The organism is Haloterrigena turkmenica DSM 5511, from assembly GCF_000025325.1.
Classification (GTDB): Archaea; Halobacteriota; Halobacteria; order Halobacteriales; family Natrialbaceae; genus Haloterrigena; species Haloterrigena turkmenica.
This window is the reverse complement of sequence record NC_013748.1, coordinates 19677-38543: the sequence shown is the minus strand read 5'-3', so window position 1 is coordinate 38543 and position 18867 is coordinate 19677. Positions and strand designations below refer to the sequence as shown.

The 18867-nt window shown below is 56.9% G+C and carries 15 protein-coding genes; 5 read left to right on the top strand and 10 right to left on the bottom strand.

What is annotated here, in order from left to right; all coding sequences use genetic code 11:
• Positions 1 to 126: 126 nt before the first annotated feature.
• The 5 genes from HTUR_RS25010 to HTUR_RS24990 all read left to right on the top strand — a co-directional run bounded on the left by HTUR_RS25010 (position 127) and on the right by HTUR_RS24990 (position 7140).
• Complete coding sequence (locus HTUR_RS25010; protein ID WP_012946173.1) at positions 127 to 372, top strand: hypothetical protein; 246 nt, start codon at positions 127 to 129, stop codon at positions 370 to 372.
• Positions 369 to 1478 carry a tyrosine-type recombinase/integrase gene (locus tag HTUR_RS25005; RefSeq protein ID WP_012946172.1) on the top strand — a complete coding sequence of 370 codons (1110 nt, stop codon included), beginning with the start codon at positions 369 to 371 and terminating at the stop codon, positions 1476 to 1478. Before HTUR_RS25010 ends, HTUR_RS25005 begins: the two co-directional genes overlap by 4 nt.
• 143 nt (positions 1479 to 1621) lie before the next feature.
• Positions 1622 to 4903 carry a KAP family P-loop NTPase fold protein gene (locus HTUR_RS25000; RefSeq protein WP_012946171.1) on the top strand — a complete coding sequence of 1094 codons (3282 nt, stop codon included), beginning with the start codon at positions 1622 to 1624 and terminating at the stop codon, positions 4901 to 4903.
• Between the two features lie 721 nt (positions 4904 to 5624).
• Positions 5625 to 6665 (top strand): restriction endonuclease, encoded by a 1041-nt coding sequence (locus HTUR_RS26545; RefSeq protein WP_187291529.1) that lies wholly within the window; start codon positions 5625 to 5627, stop codon positions 6663 to 6665.
• 79 nt (positions 6666 to 6744) lie between these two features.
• Complete coding sequence (locus HTUR_RS24990) at positions 6745 to 7140, top strand: winged helix-turn-helix domain-containing protein (protein WP_012946169.1); 396 nt, start codon at positions 6745 to 6747, stop codon at positions 7138 to 7140.
• A 346-nt stretch (positions 7141 to 7486) separates the two neighbouring features.
• Here the strand turns inward: HTUR_RS24990 and HTUR_RS24985 are convergent, their stop codons facing one another.
• The 10 genes from HTUR_RS24985 to HTUR_RS24940 all read right to left on the bottom strand — a co-directional run bounded on the left by HTUR_RS24985 (position 7487) and on the right by HTUR_RS24940 (position 18809).
• Positions 7487 to 7855, bottom strand: coding sequence for a helix-hairpin-helix domain-containing protein (locus HTUR_RS24985; RefSeq protein WP_012946168.1), 369 nt, complete (start codon positions 7853 to 7855; stop codon positions 7487 to 7489).
• A gap of 26 nt (positions 7856 to 7881) precedes the next feature.
• Positions 7882 to 8835, bottom strand: a complete 954-nt coding sequence (locus HTUR_RS24980; RefSeq protein ID WP_148225496.1) for a hypothetical protein — start codon at positions 8833 to 8835, stop codon at positions 7882 to 7884.
• A 134-nt stretch (positions 8836 to 8969) separates the two neighbouring features.
• Positions 8970 to 10460: a hypothetical protein gene (locus HTUR_RS24975; RefSeq protein ID WP_012946166.1), complete on the bottom strand. Its 1491-nt coding sequence runs from the start codon at positions 10458 to 10460 to the stop codon at positions 8970 to 8972.
• A 289-nt stretch (positions 10461 to 10749) separates the two neighbouring features.
• The gene (locus HTUR_RS24970) at positions 10750 to 11694 is read right to left on the bottom strand and encodes a minichromosome maintenance protein MCM (protein WP_012946165.1); all 945 of its coding nucleotides are present in this window, start codon (positions 11692 to 11694) and stop codon (positions 10750 to 10752) included.
• Entirely contained in the window at positions 11695 to 14046 is a 2352-nt protein-coding gene (locus HTUR_RS24965; protein ID WP_012946164.1) for a hypothetical protein, read from the bottom strand.
• 9 nt (positions 14047 to 14055) lie between these two features.
• Positions 14056 to 15735: a hypothetical protein gene (locus tag HTUR_RS24960; protein WP_012946163.1), complete on the bottom strand. Its 1680-nt coding sequence runs from the start codon at positions 15733 to 15735 to the stop codon at positions 14056 to 14058.
• 2 nt (positions 15736 to 15737) lie between these two features.
• Positions 15738 to 16994: a hypothetical protein gene (locus HTUR_RS24955; protein WP_012946162.1), complete on the bottom strand. Its 1257-nt coding sequence runs from the start codon at positions 16992 to 16994 to the stop codon at positions 15738 to 15740.
• Positions 16994 to 18019, bottom strand: a complete 1026-nt coding sequence (locus HTUR_RS24950) for a hypothetical protein (protein ID WP_012946161.1) — start codon at positions 18017 to 18019, stop codon at positions 16994 to 16996. Before HTUR_RS24950 ends, HTUR_RS24955 begins: the two co-directional genes overlap by 1 nt.
• On the bottom strand, positions 18016 to 18597 hold the full coding sequence (locus tag HTUR_RS24945) for a hypothetical protein (protein ID WP_012946160.1): 582 nt from the start codon (positions 18595 to 18597) through the stop codon (positions 18016 to 18018). The genes HTUR_RS24950 and HTUR_RS24945 overlap by 4 nt, the downstream gene beginning before the upstream one ends.
• Complete coding sequence (locus tag HTUR_RS24940) at positions 18594 to 18809, bottom strand: hypothetical protein (RefSeq protein WP_012946159.1); 216 nt, start codon at positions 18807 to 18809, stop codon at positions 18594 to 18596. Before HTUR_RS24940 ends, HTUR_RS24945 begins: the two co-directional genes overlap by 4 nt.
• Positions 18810 to 18867: the final 58 nt, after the last annotated feature.

Below are 18867 nucleotides of genomic sequence, written 5' to 3'. Positions count from 1 at the left end.
TTTCAGGGTAGAAGACTCGAGAACACCGCGAACACCCGATAGAGCCATTCCAGCAAGTACTTGTTTAAATACCAGTTTGACCAAGTAGATTTACTAGCCCCGAAGCTGTACCCCGCAGTGAGGATCATGCCAGAGGGAAATTCGGAGGATACAACCGAAGTAAGTTCTGTCGCGGTCAATCACCGCGGCTCTCTATTTGTGACCCAAGACGACGGTTCCGTTGCGAAGTACTGGTACCCGGACGTTGACGAGGTGAAAGAGGCATATGCGGACGGGGAGATAGACGACGATGAGTTAGATGACCTTCTTGAGTCAGCGCTAAACGATGAGCAAGTTCTGCTCGACGAGTACTCCATCAGTAGCAACGAATGAGCCGGGAAAAAGCTACGTCTCGAGACCGCAACCCCAAGGGAAAGACCGTCGAAGAGACGGTGAACCGCTACCTCGAGAAGAAACTCGAGGCCGGCGGCAGCCGAGCTACGATGAAACCCGTCCTCGACGACTTCGCTGACTTCTGCAAGAGCGAGGGAATCGAGTACGTCGGCCAGATCGACTCGGGCGACTGTCGCGAGTACGGACTACGTCTCAAGACGAAGAAAGCCAACGGGGAAATCGCTGGGTCGACGGCGAATACGTACTTCGCCTACGTCCGGGCGTTCCTCTCGTTCTGTGTTCGCGACGAGCTGCTCGATACGAATCCCGCACAGACCGAACGGGCGGAGGAGTTCCTTCCCGAAGACAAATCGACCGGCGAGACCCAGTTCTGGGAACCTGAGCAGCGGAAGCGACTCCTCGAGTACGCCGACGAACGCGTCCGGATGGCTCGCGAGGAGACCATCGATGTCCCGCTTGAACGGGCCTACCGTGACCGAACCATCGTCATTCTGCTCGCGGAACTCGGCCTCCGTGGGGCCGAACTCTTTCGCGACAGAAACGACGATGCACGGAAAGGCCTCCGGTGGGATGACGTCGACCTCGAGCGCGGCCGGATCGAAGTGTACGGCAAGTCACGCGAGTACGAACCTGTTGGACTGACCGAGGCCGCACACGACGCCCTGTCGCGGTTCGAGCGCGTTCAAGACCCACCGACCGACGAGTGGCCGTTGTTCCCGACGGATCACGCTGCGAGCAAGTACAAAGCAGTCGAGAACGCCACGGGCGATCGGCCGGAACCAGGTAGCGATATTGATTCAATTCTTCGCGAGCGGGAGATCATCCCACCGTCGATCACCAAGGAGGCCGGTCGGCAGATTCTCAAGCAGCTCACCGACGAGGCTGGTATCGAGGTCGATGGCGACACGAACTATCTGCAACCTCACGGTGCGAGACGGGCGCTCGGTGCTGAACTGTACGAAAAAGGCCACTCCGAGTTAGCACAAAAGGCGCTCCGACACGAATCGATCGAAACCACACATAAGGCGTATTCGGACATCCAGGCTGAGAACGTAGCTGACTCGATTGATGAGGTACGGGATTGATCGTTATCTAACGAGTTGCAAAATCCCGACTAAAACAATAAGGACTGAGAGGAAGGCTGCAATATATTCGCGCGACGCGGCCAGAGATAGTTCACTTTGTAAAGAGACAGGCTATTTATGATTGGAGAAACGAATTTTCGTTAATGCCTCCTGAGAATGAAGATCTCTACTTAGCGGATCGAGCTATTACCTCAGAGACCGATGATGAATTTGGACACAAAGAGTACGCAGACAGTTTAGAGAGGATTCTACGAAATGCTAATCCACCGTGGCACATCGGTATCTTCGGAGAGTGGGGTTCCGGTAAAACCTCTATAATCCGGATGTTGTATAATCGTCTCAGGGCAAAAGAAGAGTTTGAAGATACTGTTTTTGTGGAATTTGATGCTTGGTCTCACGCGGAAGGATCCATCCGAACTGAGCTACTTCTTGAACTAGATGAAAGAATAGGTAAGGAGGTAAACGGAGAAGAATCAGATGGCATTCTTGGCGAAGATGAGATCACAGGCAGGCTATACGACGTGGAAGAGGAAGAAGAGGTTTCGAGGCCTGCTAACCCAAAAGAAGTTATAGTGAATTTCTGGGAAGATAGTCCAATACTCACAATCAGTTTTGTCGTTATTGCCGGTGCTGCTGTACTACTACAATATCTTGGCCAGTCGACACTGGCATCAGTGGCTGTTACTGGATTACTACTCCCGATTCTCGGGTATATTCTCCAGCAGTTGGATACGGTGGCTCAGACGATTCAAAAAAAGTTTTTGCATCCAAGAAAAGAGTGGTCTGGTGCGTACCAGCGAATATTCGAGGATATAATCGAAAAATCGAACGCAGAAACCATCGTAATCTCTATCGATAATTTAGATAGGTGCGAGAGTTCGACCGTCTACGACGTTCTTGTGTCTCTCAAGACGTTTATGGAAAATGATAATTGTATATATCTTATTCCCTGTGATGACAAAGCCCTAGAGAGCCATATCAAGTCAATTGATAAAGGTGAATACTTTGAGGAAGGGAAGAATGAACGAGAGTTTCTCCGGAAGTTCTTCCAAACCCACATCCGGATTCCACCGTTCTTGCCGGAGGATATTGAGGAATATACTGAAACGGAGAATCAGAGGCTTTCCAATCCATTCGAAGAGGAAGCTCTCGACGTACTCACTAATGCATACATCGACAATCCACGGAGAATCAAGCATGCACTCAACCGTCTTTCAACACTCAGAGTTTTAGCAGAGGAGATCGAGGAAACCGGTGGGTTAACTGAGGGTAGAATCACCAATAATATCCCATTCTTAGCGAAGGTATCCATTTTAGAAGAGGAATACCCAGAGTTCTATGACACACTCTCGGAGAATCCTCAGTTGCTGGGAGATATTAACAACTACTTCCGAGACCAGCTTGGTGATTCAAGCGACCAGAACCGAATCGAAGCGGTTCTGAAACCAGATGATGGTTCAGAGAAGAACGGCAATCAAGAATCTCGTCTAGAGGCGTTTCTCCGCTCTACTCGCCGTATCCATATTGAGAATCCAAATCCGTTTCTGAACTTGTCTGAACCGTCTTATGCAACCAGTCTTACCGATGTCGACGGCTTCCTGCAAAATCTTAGGACTGGGCAGGAAGAAGAGGTTCGGAAAGAACTTGAACAGGTGGATGACTATGGTCCATATGTTGACGCAATTGAGAATACGGTCCAAGAGTACACTACAAAGAGGAGGGAACAACCACTGTTCGGGACTATAGACACCACAATCGCGGCCTTCGACGAATTTGATCAGCGTTCACAAGGGAGATTGATCCGACTCCTTGGGGAGTCTCTAACCGTCGAACCTGGGAAGGGATTCTTGGTTGATCTGGAACCTAATTCAGTGTTCCCAATTATTATTCAAATGCGCGACCCCGACTCAGAGTCACTACTGGCAGAGTATGCTGACCTTCTAGTTGATGGCAAGGACCTGCGCAAGAATATATTAGAAGCCTTTGTGAACTATGCTGAAGACATTCCGCAGAGCATTGCTCGTAAGGCGTCTAACCAAGTCGAGTCACTCGGAGATGACAAATTCAAGACCGCACTTGACTGTATAAACTCTTTTGAGGAAGCAAAGAACTGCATCATTCGTACAAAGACGTTGGAACGGGCCGTATCGATGATAGAACTCCAAGATAACAAGAATGAGTTCACAGATACAGAGTACTATACTCGTTTTGAGGATGTGGCAAGTCAGAAAGCAAGAGGAGCATACGCAACGCACCTTCTTGATCTGAGACAGGATTATTCAAGCAACCAAGAACAGCAAGTCGATCAAGAGCTAGCAGTCCGGTTGCTAGATATTAAGGGACATATTCTTCAATCGAGCGGGGAGAAGGTTTTCGAAGGTATTCGTGACATCGTGAAAAATAGCGGAAATAGACAGCCCGTCGATCTTGTCGAGATTTGTTTCCATTTCTACGATTCGTTCCCTACCACGACACAAGACGAGTTTCATAGTTGGTTAAGCGAACTATTCCGTAACTGGAATGCCAATAATACGGAGGAACTATTCGATCTAAGTGACGAGTATCGGGTCTCTATCGTAGAGACAGAGGAAGAAGTTAATTCAATTCTACAGCAGATCCCGAACCCGATAGACAACGAATCCTTTGTCAAGAATAAGATTATACCTGTCATTCCCGAGGAGTTCAGCCAAGATCTCCATGAGAAGGTGAAGAATCTTATAAAGAACAACAATAATAATCACAGTCAGCTTGGAATCGACACCTTCACCGAATATTCAGACCGGTTCGAGCCTATCTGGGGGGAAGTTATTGACATTTGTGGTAATCAAGCCAACCGCGAAAATAACATTAATCGAAAGAGGCGCTACTTGGAGGTTGGAGCAAAGATCTTCTCGAAGCTTAATGGGCCGGAACAGGAGAGCTACATCAGTCAGATAGATAATCTACTCAGTGGTAACCAGAACGAGTACCAGTTGTACCGAGATCTCTGGGAGAAGATAGAGTCTGACGTTGACTCAGACAGGAAGGAGACCGTAGCAGAAGACGTTCGCAATGAGCTGGCGCAAGCTTTCAGTCGGAATCAGAATCCTGGACATCTTGATGCTTTGATCGAGGTGATGAGTTCTATTACAGGATATCTGGTAGAGGAGAACGGTCAGCAGTTCATGGACCGCATTAGCAAGCAGCTCACACAGAACAATTTGAATGACCGTCAAAAGGCCAGGGTATTAGGCCATATATCTGAGTTTGATGGGTTCTTCGGAAAGGAGGATCAGATTCTGGACCGGCTAGAGAATCTCTTGAAGCGGTCCAACCACAATAATGTCTCACAGAACGCTGAGGTGCTGCTTGATAAATTTGAAAACCTCGGAAAAGTTGATGAAGCAAGAATCGACCAGATTAGAGAAGATTACCTTTTAAATTGAGTATAGTTCTGAACATTACAAATACATGGACGTACGAAAATGTAACTCTTAGATTCATCCAGACCAGAGAAATGCGCCTTCCCGGGGTAGTGAGCATATAAGCGACGCCGATAGAGTCAATTATCTAGAAAGTCCCTTGTAGAACTCCAGTCGATCTGGACTGCCAAAATCGATTCGGAACTTGCTCGCGTTGGCTTGGATCTCGATTCGCGGCCGACCACAAGGAGGTCACTGAGGTAGGCTATTCGGGGATTGTCTACGCGCTGCGCGAACACCACGATATGACGCTGACTGAGTTCCTCACGACTGTCGGCTACGAGGACTCTAACGGTGACTCCTACCAGTGGGGATCGACGACGAACCGACCACTGATATGCTCGAGGCGTTCTTGCGGCGAGTCGAACGCAAGCGCGCCGAGACACTGCGATATCCAGGCTGAGAGTTTCCGAGACTGAGGGGATCATACAACTCTAGTAGAACTCTCAACTGGAGAGTCTATGTCCGTGAGAGACGATCGAACACATCGATATAACCTGTCTGCACAGCGGGCCGTCTAACGAGTCCAAGACTACTCGCGACTCCGGGGTATCTGTGTCTGTGAGCCTTGATTTCGTACAATTTAGTGCCAACCAGATAACTCCAATCCAGTAACTATTCACCACTACCGATAATCTCAGGAAGCAGTAAAGTTCAAGTCTCGTGTTCACAGTATATGATATGTATGTCTGTACAAGAGGAAGAACGGAGTGAACTACTCCCACGGTTACAAAATATTGATCCGATCGAATTCGAACATTTTGTAGCTGATCTCTGGAGTCGACAAGGATGGGAAACAGAAGTATCAACAGCATCTAATGACGAGGGTGTTGATATTGTTGCCGATAAACAAGTCGGAGGAGTCGATCATCGCCAAGTGATCCAGGTAAAACGGTATAGCAATGGGAATAAAATTGGACGTCCAGATGTTCAACAGTATTACGCGCTCAAAGTACAGGATGCAAAAGCGGATGCAGCCGTTATCGTAACAACGTCGACGTTCACATCAACCGCTAAAGAATGGGCAAGTGAACATAATGTCAAGCTTATTGACGGGGACGATTTGGTTGAGTTGATTCAAGAGCAGCGTGCCTATGATCTTGTCGAAGAATATGCCCCATCGTTATCGACGTCGTCAACTGACCCTGTCGAGCGATCGCAGATAACCGAAACACAGACCGAATTGCCAGATCCACTTGATGATGCAGAAGTGCGGAAAAAAGCAGGTATTGGTCTGGGTGCCATCGGTCTCTATCTCATTCTGAACCCGACTGGTATTGGCTATTCTATCGAGGCTGTCGGAATGCTATTTCTTCTCGGAGCAATTGCTGTTGTGAAGTTCCCCGAGCAGGTTTGGGCAGCTATCACTCCAGATAAGGAAGTGATCCGGGAATTCTCGGATGGTGCAACGGTTATTGAACAGAGTGAGACGGTTGAGTACGTTCCTGCAGATGATCGAGATCCAGTCGCATTCAACGACTTTGAGGATATCCCAGAACGACGCCAACAGGCGAATGTATACGGTTCTCTTGATCAGACATGGGGCCCTCTACAAGAACTCCCTCCAGGTAGTGTTCCAACAGACATTGCGGCACAAGGTCAGGGTACTATCGTCGCGTACCGGTATGCTGTACACTCAGAATCACCAGCTTCAATCGCACAAGATATGAAGATGACCCAGCAGGAGGTCATTGATCATCTGACTAATATTGCAAAACCAGACTGAACTCTATATCAAGTCACTTATCATATGAAGTGACTTTATTCGCAACTTTTTTATCACCGAAGGGAAGTGTTATGGCAATATGTCTACGAGCAAGACGGGGAAAACGGATCTACAGCGTGACATCCTACTGACATGGTACGAAAACCCGAATGCAACGAACAAGGAAATCGCAGATGCATGCAACTGTTCGGCATCATACGTGAGTGAAGTAACGAACCGATTTGATGATTATAATGAAATGGAGGCCATGATGGACCGCCAAGATAGGGAGATGGAACGGATGTTCGGCGACGATTTCTTCCGGAGCATGCCGGCAACTCGGAGACAATCGCAAACTGGCACATTGCCTGAACTAGGAGTAACTGAAATCGACAATCAGCTACCAAATAATCTCGCTGGCGACGTTATTCAGGTCCTTCTCGTACTGATTCTCCTCTATATCACATATGAGATTGCACTGGTCTTAGTGCTATGATTAGTGATGCTAGCCGAGAATATTAATGGGAAATTCTGATCACGACTATAATACGATTCGCTTCCTGAGTCGCGGTCAATTATCGAGATTATGAGATGGCCTTGTTCGATCCTCAAACGGGTACTGTCGATGTGCTCGAGTTCCTCTCGCCCCCACTGACTCTCTATCTCCCACCACTATCGGGATTGATTCCCGCGATTGAGACGCGGCGATCGGGACCGAGACGCACCACCGTGGACGACCAACTCCCGACACAATCCCGAGCGGGTTGGAATCAGACGCGACAGGACTAGCGCACGTGATATCGTAGCCCCGATAGGAGGTCTCCGAGAGGCTGGGTGCGACGCTATTCGTCCTGCACTCGCTCGAGGACGGCCGCGGCCAACTCTTCGCCGATCCCCGGCACGACCTCGAGTCGTGCCCGATCGGACGCTCGCAGCTCGTCCAGTGACTCGTACTCGCGGGCGATCGCCTTCGAGCGTGACTCGGACACACCGTTGACGTCCTCGACGACTAGCCGGATCGCCTTATGGTCATCGTCGACGGCCTCCTCGATGCGGCGCTCGAGTTCCGGTTCGTCGATCTTCCCGTCGGCGTACAGGCGTTTGGCCTCCTCGATCGGGTCGGGATCGGATTCGAGGCGGTCGCGGACGTAGTAGGCGAGTGTCCCGGCGCCGAGCGCGAGGTAGAAGAGGGTTTCTGCGGTCTCGAGCATGGGGTTAGAAGGCAGCCATACACCGATCAAAGATTCTTGTCGCACAGCGTCCCGGTGTACCGAATCAACTCGCCGTCGTCGTTCACGACGTCGAACTCGACGTAGGTGCCGTTGATCGAATCGCCACCGTCGGCGACGGCCGTCCCGTCGATAACGGGCATTTCGTGGTTCCCCTCGTTGACTGGCCGATCCCAGTAGCCGTCGAGTTCCACTGCACCGTTCTCGACGGTACCACTGCGCTGGGTCTCGAGCGTTCCCTCACCGGTGTAGGTCCACTCGTAGATGATACTTGCACCCATCCCCTCGTAGACCGTCGCGTTAACTTCGAAGTCGTTCAGGTCGTTCTCGTGGGTCTGTGCGGCCGCCGGGACGTTCTCGCGTTCGACGGTCGCCGGCTCGCAGGTGAGTTCGTCGCCCGATTTGACGTCCAGATAGTGGCTGTACTCGGTCTCGAGTTCGTCTGCCGACGCCGACCCAAACCCGTGGTCGTGGCTCTCCTCAGGCAACGACACGCCCGCGGTACCGGCCACGGCGAGCACGCCAGTCGAGATCGTTGCGACGACGAGCACCAGGGCAACAACGACCGCGAGCGTTCCACCCGAGGCCGTGACGAACCCCTCGAGCGAGGTTTGCGAGGCGATATCCCACGCGAACAGCAACTCGACAATCACGACTGCCGCCAGCACGGCGCCGCCAGAGGCGAGCCGGCCGACTGTTGCGAGCACGAACGCGGCCGGGTGGCCCCACGACTCGAGGGACATCGCGACCGCGAGTCCGACCGTAACGACGAGAATCGCCTGCCAGACACGGACACGGGAGAACCGTTCCGAGAATCCCCACAACACGCCCAGTACGACCGGGACGAGTACTGCAGCGACTATCCCGTACGTCCACACCTCCACCAAGAGGGAGAGGTAGATATCGATCGGGTCGGTCAGATCGGGGAACGTTCCCGACCGGACCTCGCTGGGCACGTTCACGAGCGCGCACAAGACTCCGGCGAGGATGGTTGCAAGGGCAATACGTCCGATACGGTTCGCTATCTGTGTTGGATTGAGCTGTGGCATTAGTTCGAATTGAAGTGTCTCGCACTGGTTCTAGAGCGTTTCCCCGACTACTCCGACGCCCGATACCGATCGATCCGCATCTTATTTTCCGCGTAGGAACGCCCCGAGTCGTAGATCGGATCATCGGGCAACGCCGCGTCGCCCTTGGGAACGGTCGCGACGGGAAACTCGGTGTCTGCGAGCAGTTCGTCGACCATCGATTCCCACGCCCCGAGCGCCGACTCGTCGTCCATCATCCCGCGTAAGCGCCCGAATACGTCCGCGACCTCCGCATAGGCGTCGTTGAAATCGTCGATCCACGCCTCCAGGTCATCGAGATCGTCATTGGCGCCAGCCTCGCGAAGCCGCGCCTCGATCCGTGATTCGACGTCGTCCTCCCACTCGTCGCCGCGGCGTTCGTTCTTGGACTCGAGGTCGGGGTCCGTGTATCGCTCCAACGCCGACCGAACGATTCGGCGGAACTCCTCGGGCTGTTGCTCGAGAGCGTTCAACTCGGTCGCCCCGGCGCCGTGTTGTTCTTCCCACTCGGTCACGCGGCGGTTGTACGCGACGCCGCCGGTGCCGGTCGCCGTACTCTCCTCGATGGGTTTTCGCGGGAGTTCCAGCTGTTCGATCTGGTCTTTCGTCACGGCCAGCCGCTCGATGGCGACGCGTTGCTCGAGATCGCCGCGCTGGTGAAGCCACGCCAGCTTGCCCGCCATGTTCGCCGGCATATCGTAGCCTTTCGGATCGAAGTCCGCAAGATAGAGAATCACCGCGGGCTTCCCGGCGGCCTCGATTCGCTGGGCCAGCTCGTTCGCGACGGTCAACGATAGGTCGCCCTCGCCTTCGACGATGACGTTGCAGCCGTACTCGGCGGCCAGCCCACCGGGACCGCGGATGTAATCGGGAAGCGTCTTTTCAGACCACAGTTCGATGTGATACGGCGACTGGCGGGCCTCGTCAAACGACAGTTGCTCGCGGGCGCTCGAGGCCACGCGGCCGCCGACCCACTGAGAGTAGTCGATTTCCGCAGGATCGAAGACAAGGCCGGCGCGAGCCTCTGGATGGGGAATCGTCGGCGTTGCAACCCCGGTCGGGGCACTCACACCCTCGGGGTCGGGCTCGAGGGTGTGGGTTCCATACTCCGTGACGGTTCGCGTATCCGCGCGCTTGTCGATAATCCCATCCAGCGGGATGTAGCCGAGGATTCGCGCGAGGACAGCACACTCTTCGAGGTAGTCATAACAGCGCTGGGTGTTGTCGTAGCTCTCCCACGAACAGTTCGTCGGTGGCTCGACGTCCATATCGGACATGTAGACTGTGTAGTGGACGCCGCGGACGTGGATACGGTCGCTCTCTCGTTGCTCGACGGCTTGCTGCCAGAGGCGGGCGAACCACTCGGCTTTCGCGTGGTCGGCGTCTGTGCCCTTGTACATCGGGTCGCGGCGGCGACTCTGGATCAACAGGTCGTCGACATCGACGCCGTACTCCTCGGCGAGCGCGTCGATCTGTTCGCGGGGAGACTGTGCTGGTCGATCGTGGTCGTCGGGTGGCATTGGTTATTCAAAGGCGATTGTTGGTCATCTACTGTGCTCCTTGTTCACACTCCTATTTCCCACCCCACCCCCACCGGACGCCGAGGTGTCTGTCGGACAGCGACACTGTTAGAATACAACCGGACTCTAGTGTGTATGGCGTACACGGCGCGGCCGGGTGGGACACGCAGACAATCCCACTCGAGACAGGCCCGACGCGGCCGTTCTCGCGCTCGAGAACCGACCGCGCCATGTGCAAGGCTGTTCGGGACGCGCGAGACAGCAACGGACACAGCGGCCGAACAGCGGCTTAGATATCGAACAGCCTCGAGCCCTCCGCGCCGACGTCGTTCTCGCCGATGAGGTACTCGATTTGGTCGTCAACCTCTTCGCGACGCACGCCGTGGCGTTCCACGACGGCGTCGACGACGCTTGCTCGGTCGGCGGCCCAGTCGTCGGTCGCCTGGATCTCCTCGGTGAGCGCGTCCATGATGAACTCGCGAATCTCGCTTGCACCGTAGGTGTCAATCTCGGTGCGTTCGGTGATATCGAGGTCGAGCACTTCGATATACGTCGAGAGCGTCGATTCGCTTTGCCCGTCGAACGTTTCGTAGATGCCGTTCAACGTGACGAGGTCGCCGGGGCCGACCATATCAACGAGGTCGTTTTTCAGAAAGGCGATCGTGGCCGGCGGCTCCTCGAGATTGCTGTCCGGCGGGATAATGACGATTTTCTGCAAATCGACAAGCTCGGACTGCTCGCGGTTGAATCGAAAGCCCGGTTTCGAGTGCTCACACCCCGCGCATTCGTTCGGCTTCATGAGGTCGCCGTAGCTCTGGGGCATTCGGGATAGTGTCCCGCACAACGGGCACTCGAAGGCCGCTTCTTCGGCATACGGTTGCACGCCGTCCATATCGACGACCTTCCCGCGGACGGAGAGCAACTTTCCGAGTTGGCGCGTGCGGTACTTCCCGACGCGAACGGTCTTTCGATCGGGCAGATTGTAGACGCGGACGTTCACGCCGACGACCGAGATTTCATCAAGCCGAGTAAGTGCATTCGTCGCGAACTGTCGCATTCGGCTGGGTTTGCGGAGGAACTCGTCGGCGACCGACCCGTCCCACGACTCGAGAGTGTGCCAGTCGATTCGGAGCGAGCGCTCGTCGGGATAGCCGTCGTCAAGCTCCTGTATCTGCTCGCGATACGGCCCGGTGAAAAAGTCGGTGAACGCCTCGAGTGGGTCGTCGTAAGACATCTATTTCAGTTCCTCCATCACGACTTTCCATTTGACCTCTGCCGCTCGCTTCCCGATCGGCGTCAACTCGTAGGTGCCGCCGCTTTTCGTGACACATTTCTTCAGACTCTCGCTCTTGCTCAGATGCGTCGCGAGGTTGCTACGAGACCAGTCGATATGCTCGGCGATATCCGCCTGTCGTGCGAGGTCGTCGTGCTCGTCGATCGCCCGACAGGCCGCAACCAGTTGCTCTCGCGTCGGCGCTTCTTTCGAGAGCCACGGCGCGACGGCCTCGGGGATGTTGTGCTGTTCGACCACCTCCGAGAGCGTCGTGTCTCGGTCCTGTTGCTGTAAGGAGAGGTCGCGCTGCCGGTCGCCAAAGCTGGTCGGCTCGAGTGAGAGGTCGGACTTCACGGGATACTCGCGGCGCCGCTCGAGGGCGGCGTCGATCGCCTCCTGGTCGACGGCCTCGGGCTCGAGGTCAGCATCGAAGTCCTCGGGGAGTAGGTGCCACGTCCCGACCTCGGGGACCGAGCCGTCGGTGACGACCGTGTTCTCGGTTAGATCCACCCAGTACGCACAGTCGCCGTGTTTCGTCCGCCAGCCGTCGTACTCGCTCTCGCGAACGCGAGCGCCCCACGCGAGGCCATACCGGTCGAGCCAATGGCGATCGCCGAGTCCGAGCCCACACGGCGCCCCGCGGAGTTCGATCGGCCAGTAGGCCTCGCCGCCGGCAAGGATCATCCCCTGTCCGATATCGAACTCGGAGAGCTGTCGCATCTGTTCGTTACTGAAATTGTACGACCGGTCCAGCGTCTCGATTTCCTCCTCGCCGAGTCGTAACAGAATCTTCGTCGCCATGTTCGACCGGACCGGCTTGTAGACGTCGTTCAGTTTCTGGGTCGAGCCAAGCATCAAGATTCGGCGGCTGCCACCCTGTGTTGAAATAAAGAAGATGGTCTGTCGAAGCGTCTTGATGGTCTCTTTGTACCGAACGTCGGCCAGCTTACTCGGGGCGATGTTCTTCAGTTCGCGAATCTCGAGGCAGACACGCGGGAGTCGCATATCACCGTCTCGGGCCTGATAGATCAACCGCAACCAGAGGTCCATAATCGTGTATTTCAGCGCCTCTTGCCCTTGCGTGAGAAAGTTACAACAGAGGACGGCGGCCTGTTCCTGGTTCGCGATGACAGAGGCCATATCGATGTTCGTCTCGGCGCTGGGCGACGCAACGAGCCCCTCGCCAGCGAGGTGAGCAAGCCGCTGGGCGGCCTTGTTTAGTGCATCCTCCGCCTCCATGTGGTATTGAACGCTTTTGGATTCGACCGAGTCGTCGCCTTTCTCGACCCACTCGATTGTCGCGTCCATTTCCTTCGCGTAGACCTGCAACCGCGAGACCAACTCAGTCACTTCGCCGGTGCGCTCGAGGGTCTTATCGAGTGCCTGTTTGATCCGCTGTTCCGTGTTCGCGTCGGATTTCGTAATCCCCGCGAGTCGGAGAATCAGATGGGGTGTGAGGTCGTCAATCCCGATGGTAAACGGCTTGAAGTTCGCCGGGAGGTGTGACGGAATGCCGTCCATCGCCGGGACGAACACCTCGGCGTCGAACGCCTCTGGTTCCTGCCCCATCCGCTCGAGATTTCGTTGAATCGCATCCTCGTCGTTGGGTATCGAGACCATTGGTGTCTCCATCCGGCCGTCGTCGAGAATGCTGAAATACGAGTAGTTGTGCTCTTTCCAGAGGTTCATCCCGATACTGGTGATCGTCGAGTCCTTCCCCGACCGCGGGAGTGCAACCGCGAGAATGTGGTCACACGACGAGTGTGTAATCTCGACGGCTCGGTCTTCGAGGTCGGCGGCGTCGTCGGCCCCGATCCGACGGCGACCGATCGGCGTCGCCGTCTCGACGTTACCCTGGCGGCCCTGTTCGTTTAACGTCTCGAGACGGACCGGTGCGTACTGGGTCAGATCGGTAAACGCTTCGACGTAGTTGAGGCCTTTCGCGACCGACACCAGCGTTTCGAACCATGTCCGCGATTCGATATCGTGGCCGGCCTGGAATTGGCGGTGAATCTGTTTGAACCGGTACCGAGCGTCTGCCGGGAGCGTATCGCCGTCGGTTGGTGCCTTTCGTTCGGGGTCATGCCACAGATAGAGGTGCAACTCCTCGAGCAGTTCCTCGGCGCGGCGGTCAGTCTCGTCGTCGCCGACGATCGCGCCCTCGGCGTCGCGGATTAACTCGCGGACATGGGCCTCTGTATTCAGCGTCTCTTTACGCCGTTGGCGTTCGATCCGGACCGAGAGCTTGTTCCGGACCGCAACTCGCGTCTCGGTGTTGTCACTCGGTTGGTGAAGGTGATGTTGTGAACTCATACGTAGGGGTTAGTCGGCAGTCTCGCGGGTTTCCGGTCGGATGAACGGTGCGGGTGTCGTGTTCGCGTCGATCTCCGGGGCGTCGTACCGCGTCTGGAAGGCTTGTTTCCCGAACAGACTCGAGAACTCGCCGCGAAGTTGCACGACGTTCGGCGGGAACGAGTCGTCACCCTTCGAGACAGCGATCAGCTCGCGTTCGCCGCCGGTCTCGGTGTCCTGTACCGTCACCGGCGTCTCGGCGAGGGCGTGAATCTCGACTAAGTCCTGGTAGACCTCGCGGACGAGATCGGGGTCACGGCCGCGGCCGATGAACAACAGCCCGAACGCGACGTAGCGGCGGTCGTACTCGACTACTTCGTCAATCAGAATATCCCGTGGGAGCAGTCCCTCCGGCGCGTCGGCGACCGTATCGATGAGTTGGTCCATGATCGCCTTGCGTTCGTATTCCTGTTCCCACGCCTCGAGCATGGGGAGATAGCGCTTCAACAGGTAGGCGTTCTTTTCTTCGATCGCTGGCGCGGGCTGGCGGCCCTCGAGTCGGTCGAGCGCCCGGTCGGCGAGTGTCTCGGCGAGGTCGCGTTTGTCCTCGCTGGCGTAGACCTTGCCATCGAGATAGCCGTAGTACATCGTCGTCTCGGGCACCTCGACGGTCTTCGTTAAGATTGCGAGGTCGGTCCACTGCGTCGTGGTCTCCTCGGCACGCAGCGCCTTGAGGCGGCGGCGATGTCGGAGGTCGACGGCCCAGTAGTAGGCACCGCCGACGAACGCAGCGGCCGCGACGACGACCGGCAGGACCCACGGCTGTATCCAGATCCGAAGCCACAGCATGATGCCGACGAACGTGAGTCCGGCCGGGACGAGAAACCGCCAGAGAATCCCGTTCAGGTCGATCGCCGATCCCAACTCGAGGCGGAACAAGCGGAGTTGCGTCCAAAAGTCCGGCTCGTCGTCATCGTCGGCCGGATCGACGTCGATCGGTTCGTCGGCGGCCGTCCGCTGGCGTGGGAGGTTGGTCTCGTCGCTCGAGTCGTCGTCGGCACCGGGCGGGTTGAACGTCGGTGCGTCGTGGCCGTTGCCCGAGAGGGCGTCGAGACACCACTCGGTGATGCGTTCGGCGCTGTCACCCGACTGGACGAGGACGCGCTCACATCGGTCTAAGTCGGGGCGTTTGGCCTCTTCGGCGAGTCGGCGAATCGTCTTGTAGCTGTATCCCGACTCGCTTGCGGTCACGCGGGCGAGCAGCCGGTCGCCGAAAAACAGCACCTGCCGGAACAACAGGACGATTGCGAGAATCCACACCCACGGACTCGTCGCCAGTCCGAGCGCAAAGCGGACGATCGGGCCGGAGGACGCACTCGTTTCGGCTTGGTTGACGGCCACGGCCATGATCCCGACACCAGCGGCGACGCCGCTGCCGACGACTGCCGTCGCGAGCAATCGCGAGGTGTTCGGATGCGAGCCCATGATGAAGCTCACGAGCGCCTGCGTGGCCCGGTAGCGGACTGTCGTCCACACGCCGCGGACTCGGCGACCGACGCCACGGAGACCGACGAGGAGCGTCGCCAGAATCGACGCCAGTACTGCCCAAAGACGGCCGGGGAGGGCACAAATCGCCGCCCATACCCCACCGCTGGCCCCGTCAGAATCGGTTTCCTCGGGATCGTTGTCGGGCGTATCCGGCATCTCCATCGTCAATCATCCCCCGCGGCGGCCGGCGTGCCGGTCAGTTGCGTTTGCTTGCGCTCGAGGTCGTCGAGCATAACCTCGAGTTCGTTGCGCGTCTCTCGGTAGTTCGATCCGAGATTATGTTCTGTTTCCATGTACTTGATGTTCTGAAGTAAGTGGTTCAGGACTCGCCGTTCGTTCGGGATATGCCGGAGGACGGGCTCGAGCCACGTCCCATGGAGGTCGTCGGTGTTGAGGTCGTCCACACCGTGATGGACCATCTCGAGCCCGTCGTTGGTCGCTCGCGCTTCGCCGGTCGCGGTAAGGTGAGCGAGTTGGGCCGGGCTTTTCGTCCCGAACGCGTCCTCGTAGTAGTCCGCTTCCGAGCCGATCGCTGGCACCTCCGAGAGTTTGTCGTCGTCGGCGGTGCGTTTGGCCGTCTGCCGGCCGTTACGCAGTTTCGTGAGTTCCTGTTCGTACCGCCCGGTCATACTCGAGAGGGCGTCGACGATATCGCCGTGTTTCGAACGACGCCGCCACATTGCCAGCGCAAACAGCGAGAGGCCGATGATGATATTCAGCGGGTTCATCAGGCCGGCGATGACCCAGGCAATCGTCTGGGCGGCGAGTTCCGTAAGGAAGCCATCGACGAGCTGGGCACGATCGTCGACCCACGTCACATAGGACTCGGCGCCCTCCGGTGTTTTCTCGTAGCCGTTTTCCTCGGCTTTGTCTTTCAGCGTCTCAATGGTCGGCTCCCAGTCTTTCAGTTCCGCGGCTTCGACGCTCTGGTCGGTCTCGCTGGCGTACAACTCGACGTCTTTCTCGGAGCCGTCCTCGAAGAACACCTCGAGCGTGTACAGCGAGGTCTGGTCCGGCGGCGCCGCGTCGGGCTCGTAGGAGACCTGGACCGTCTGGCCGCCCTCGAGTACGCGCGCTTCCGCCTTCGATTGGGAGATCCGAACGGCGTCGACGGGTTCGGTCAGACTGAAATAGGCGAACTCGCCGGTCGTGTTGAACGTCGAATCCTCTTCGGTGACCTCGGTCGACTGGTACTCGACGTCCGGGCCGGCAGGATTGATCCGCACCTGTTCAGCGCTGGTCGGTGCGCTGGTATCGGGCGTGCTGTTGGCGTCGCTCTCGTTGTCCTCTTGGAGTGCGTAGGCCGGCATCGATGCGTCGGCGGCCCCAGCGTCGGCCGTCGTCGCCGCGGCCGCTGTGGCCGGCACGGCGGCACTCAGGAGGACGAGACAGACCGCAAGCAACGCGAACGCTCGCCGCATTAGGCTTCACCCCCCGCGGTGCCGTTGTCTCGAGATGGGATATCTCGCTGGCCGTTGACCTGGCGGCGCTTCTGGCCGCGGTCCTGTTGGACCGTGACGTGTTCCTGTGACGTGCCAACGAGGTCTTTGATGTCTCGTAGGTCGTCTTTCAGTTCCTCGCGCTGGCGGTACTCGCCGTTCTCGAGGACGCGGACGAGGTCGCCGATCTGACTGTGTGCCTCCGCGAGTTGAGCACGGAGTGAGTCCATCCGAATGTCCTTTTTCCGCATCTGTTCTTGCTGTTTGACCATTTTCTCGTAGGGGAGTCTCACGGGTGGGTGGTAGCGGTAATCGGCGGGGTTGTTGGTGCCGCCGTCGACGGTGATTCGGCCCTGCGTTCGCATGACCCACTTTCCATCCTCGAGTTCGACCGCGTCCGAGTGGATTTCGTGGGTGATGATATCGCCGAGTGGCCGATCCGACCGAAGGTTTCGGTCGTGGCCAACGAGCTTGTACCGGCGAAAGAGCCCGAACAGCCGCTCGTCGCGGAGTTCCTTGATGAGCATCTTTCCGTTCGTTGTTTCAGCCGACGATTTTTCGTAGAGAATCGTGTGCTCGCTGTTGACGTCGCCGTTTTTCGACTCGTTGATGACGTGAATCTCGCCGACGTGACTGTCCTTGTGGCCTCGGTAGGCGACGCCGGTCCCGACACCGATCAACGCGATAACAGCGAACTGGAGTTGGGCCGTATATTGGAACTCCGCCGGAGAACCGTTTTTCAGGAACTGGTAGGTGTAGAAGGCCACAATCGCACAGATCCCGATGAGACAGAAGGAAATGATCTTGAGTTCCGTCGGGAGTTGGCGGGGCTTATCCCGAACCGGGATGCGTGGGCGGGTTTCGGGGCCGTTCGCGGACCGATCGACGCGTTCGGCGCCGGTTGCCGCTCGCGAGTCCTCGAAGACACCCCACCGCTCGATGAGATAGCCGAGTACCAGGAGGACGGCGATCGCAACGACGCCGATGAGAACGTAGTTCCAGTTCACGGCCGCCCCTCCATCGCGTCGGCGTTCGTCTCGCCGAGTTCAGACTCGGCGTACTCGTACTCTTCGGCGGGCCGGAGGTAGTGGAACGTCTCGCGGCGAAGCTCCCGGCCCCGCTCGAGGAGGTCGCGGTAGTCGCCTTCCCATTCGTCGATCTCGTCGATCATCGCCTCGCAACCGTTTCGGCCGGCGTAGCGTCGGAGTTCGCGTTTCACTTCGTCCTCGCCGGCCCCGCGAAGTCGGTCGCGGAGTCGGTCGCGTTCGATCTTTTCGTAGCGGTTCGTAATCACGGGACAGGCGATCCCGTAGTGCTCACAGTCCGAGCAGTCGTCGGGGAAGTGGTCGGCGCCGTTGATGTCGGTGGCGTACATCTCGTACTCGGTTTCGAAGTTCGCGAGCATCGTCTCGATGTGCGTCAGGATGGATTCGGCCGGCACTTCGTCGGCGTCGTCCATCCAATCGAGCACGGCGTCTTGCAGGTCGGTCTCAGTGATGAGCCCGACCACGTCCTCGAAGTGTTCGTACAGTTTGTCGATTCGCTGGCGGCGCTGTTGGGCTTCTGTCGTACTGGTGTGTCTCATAGTAGGTCCTCGTCGATCGGTGGGAGTTCGATTGTCTCACGGGCCGAATCCGGCGGCGTCACGGCAAAGCCTTCGTGTCTCGAGACGCGGAGGACGTAGGGGTCGCCCGCCTCGAAGGGGAACGCCGAGTCGGTGACGATATCCGCCGGGATGTAGACCCGCCGTGTCGATTCCGAGGGACTATCGAAGGTCCCTGTAATTTGGAGTGCCATTACGGCACCTCCGATCGGTCAGTGCTGTTGCTCTCGAGTCGGATCGGGTGATGTTGCA

Coding starts and splice junctions, on each gene's coding strand:
- HTUR_RS25010 (WP_012946173.1), top strand. CDS start 127: ATGCCAGAGGGAAATTCGGAGGATACAACCGAAGTAAGTTCTGTCGCG.
- HTUR_RS25005 (WP_012946172.1), top strand. CDS start 369: ATGAGCCGGGAAAAAGCTACGTCTCGAGACCGCAACCCCAAGGGAAAG.
- HTUR_RS25000 (WP_012946171.1), top strand. CDS start 1,622: ATGCCTCCTGAGAATGAAGATCTCTACTTAGCGGATCGAGCTATTACC.
- HTUR_RS26545 (WP_187291529.1), top strand. CDS start 5,625: ATGTCTGTACAAGAGGAAGAACGGAGTGAACTACTCCCACGGTTACAA.
- HTUR_RS24990 (WP_012946169.1), top strand. CDS start 6,745: ATGTCTACGAGCAAGACGGGGAAAACGGATCTACAGCGTGACATCCTA.
- HTUR_RS24985 (WP_012946168.1), bottom strand. CDS start 7,855: ATGCTCGAGACCGCAGAAACCCTCTTCTACCTCGCGCTCGGCGCCGGG.
- HTUR_RS24975 (WP_012946166.1), bottom strand. CDS start 10,460: ATGCCACCCGACGACCACGATCGACCAGCACAGTCTCCCCGCGAACAG.
- HTUR_RS24970 (WP_012946165.1), bottom strand. CDS start 11,694: ATGTCTTACGACGACCCACTCGAGGCGTTCACCGACTTTTTCACCGGG.
- HTUR_RS24965 (WP_012946164.1), bottom strand. CDS start 14,046: ATGAGTTCACAACATCACCTTCACCAACCGAGTGACAACACCGAGACG.
- HTUR_RS24960 (WP_012946163.1), bottom strand. CDS start 15,735: ATGGAGATGCCGGATACGCCCGACAACGATCCCGAGGAAACCGATTCT.
- HTUR_RS24955 (WP_012946162.1), bottom strand. CDS start 16,994: ATGCGGCGAGCGTTCGCGTTGCTTGCGGTCTGTCTCGTCCTCCTGAGT.
- HTUR_RS24945 (WP_012946160.1), bottom strand. CDS start 18,597: ATGAGACACACCAGTACGACAGAAGCCCAACAGCGCCGCCAGCGAATC.
- HTUR_RS24940 (WP_012946159.1), bottom strand. CDS start 18,809: ATGGCACTCCAAATTACAGGGACCTTCGATAGTCCCTCGGAATCGACA.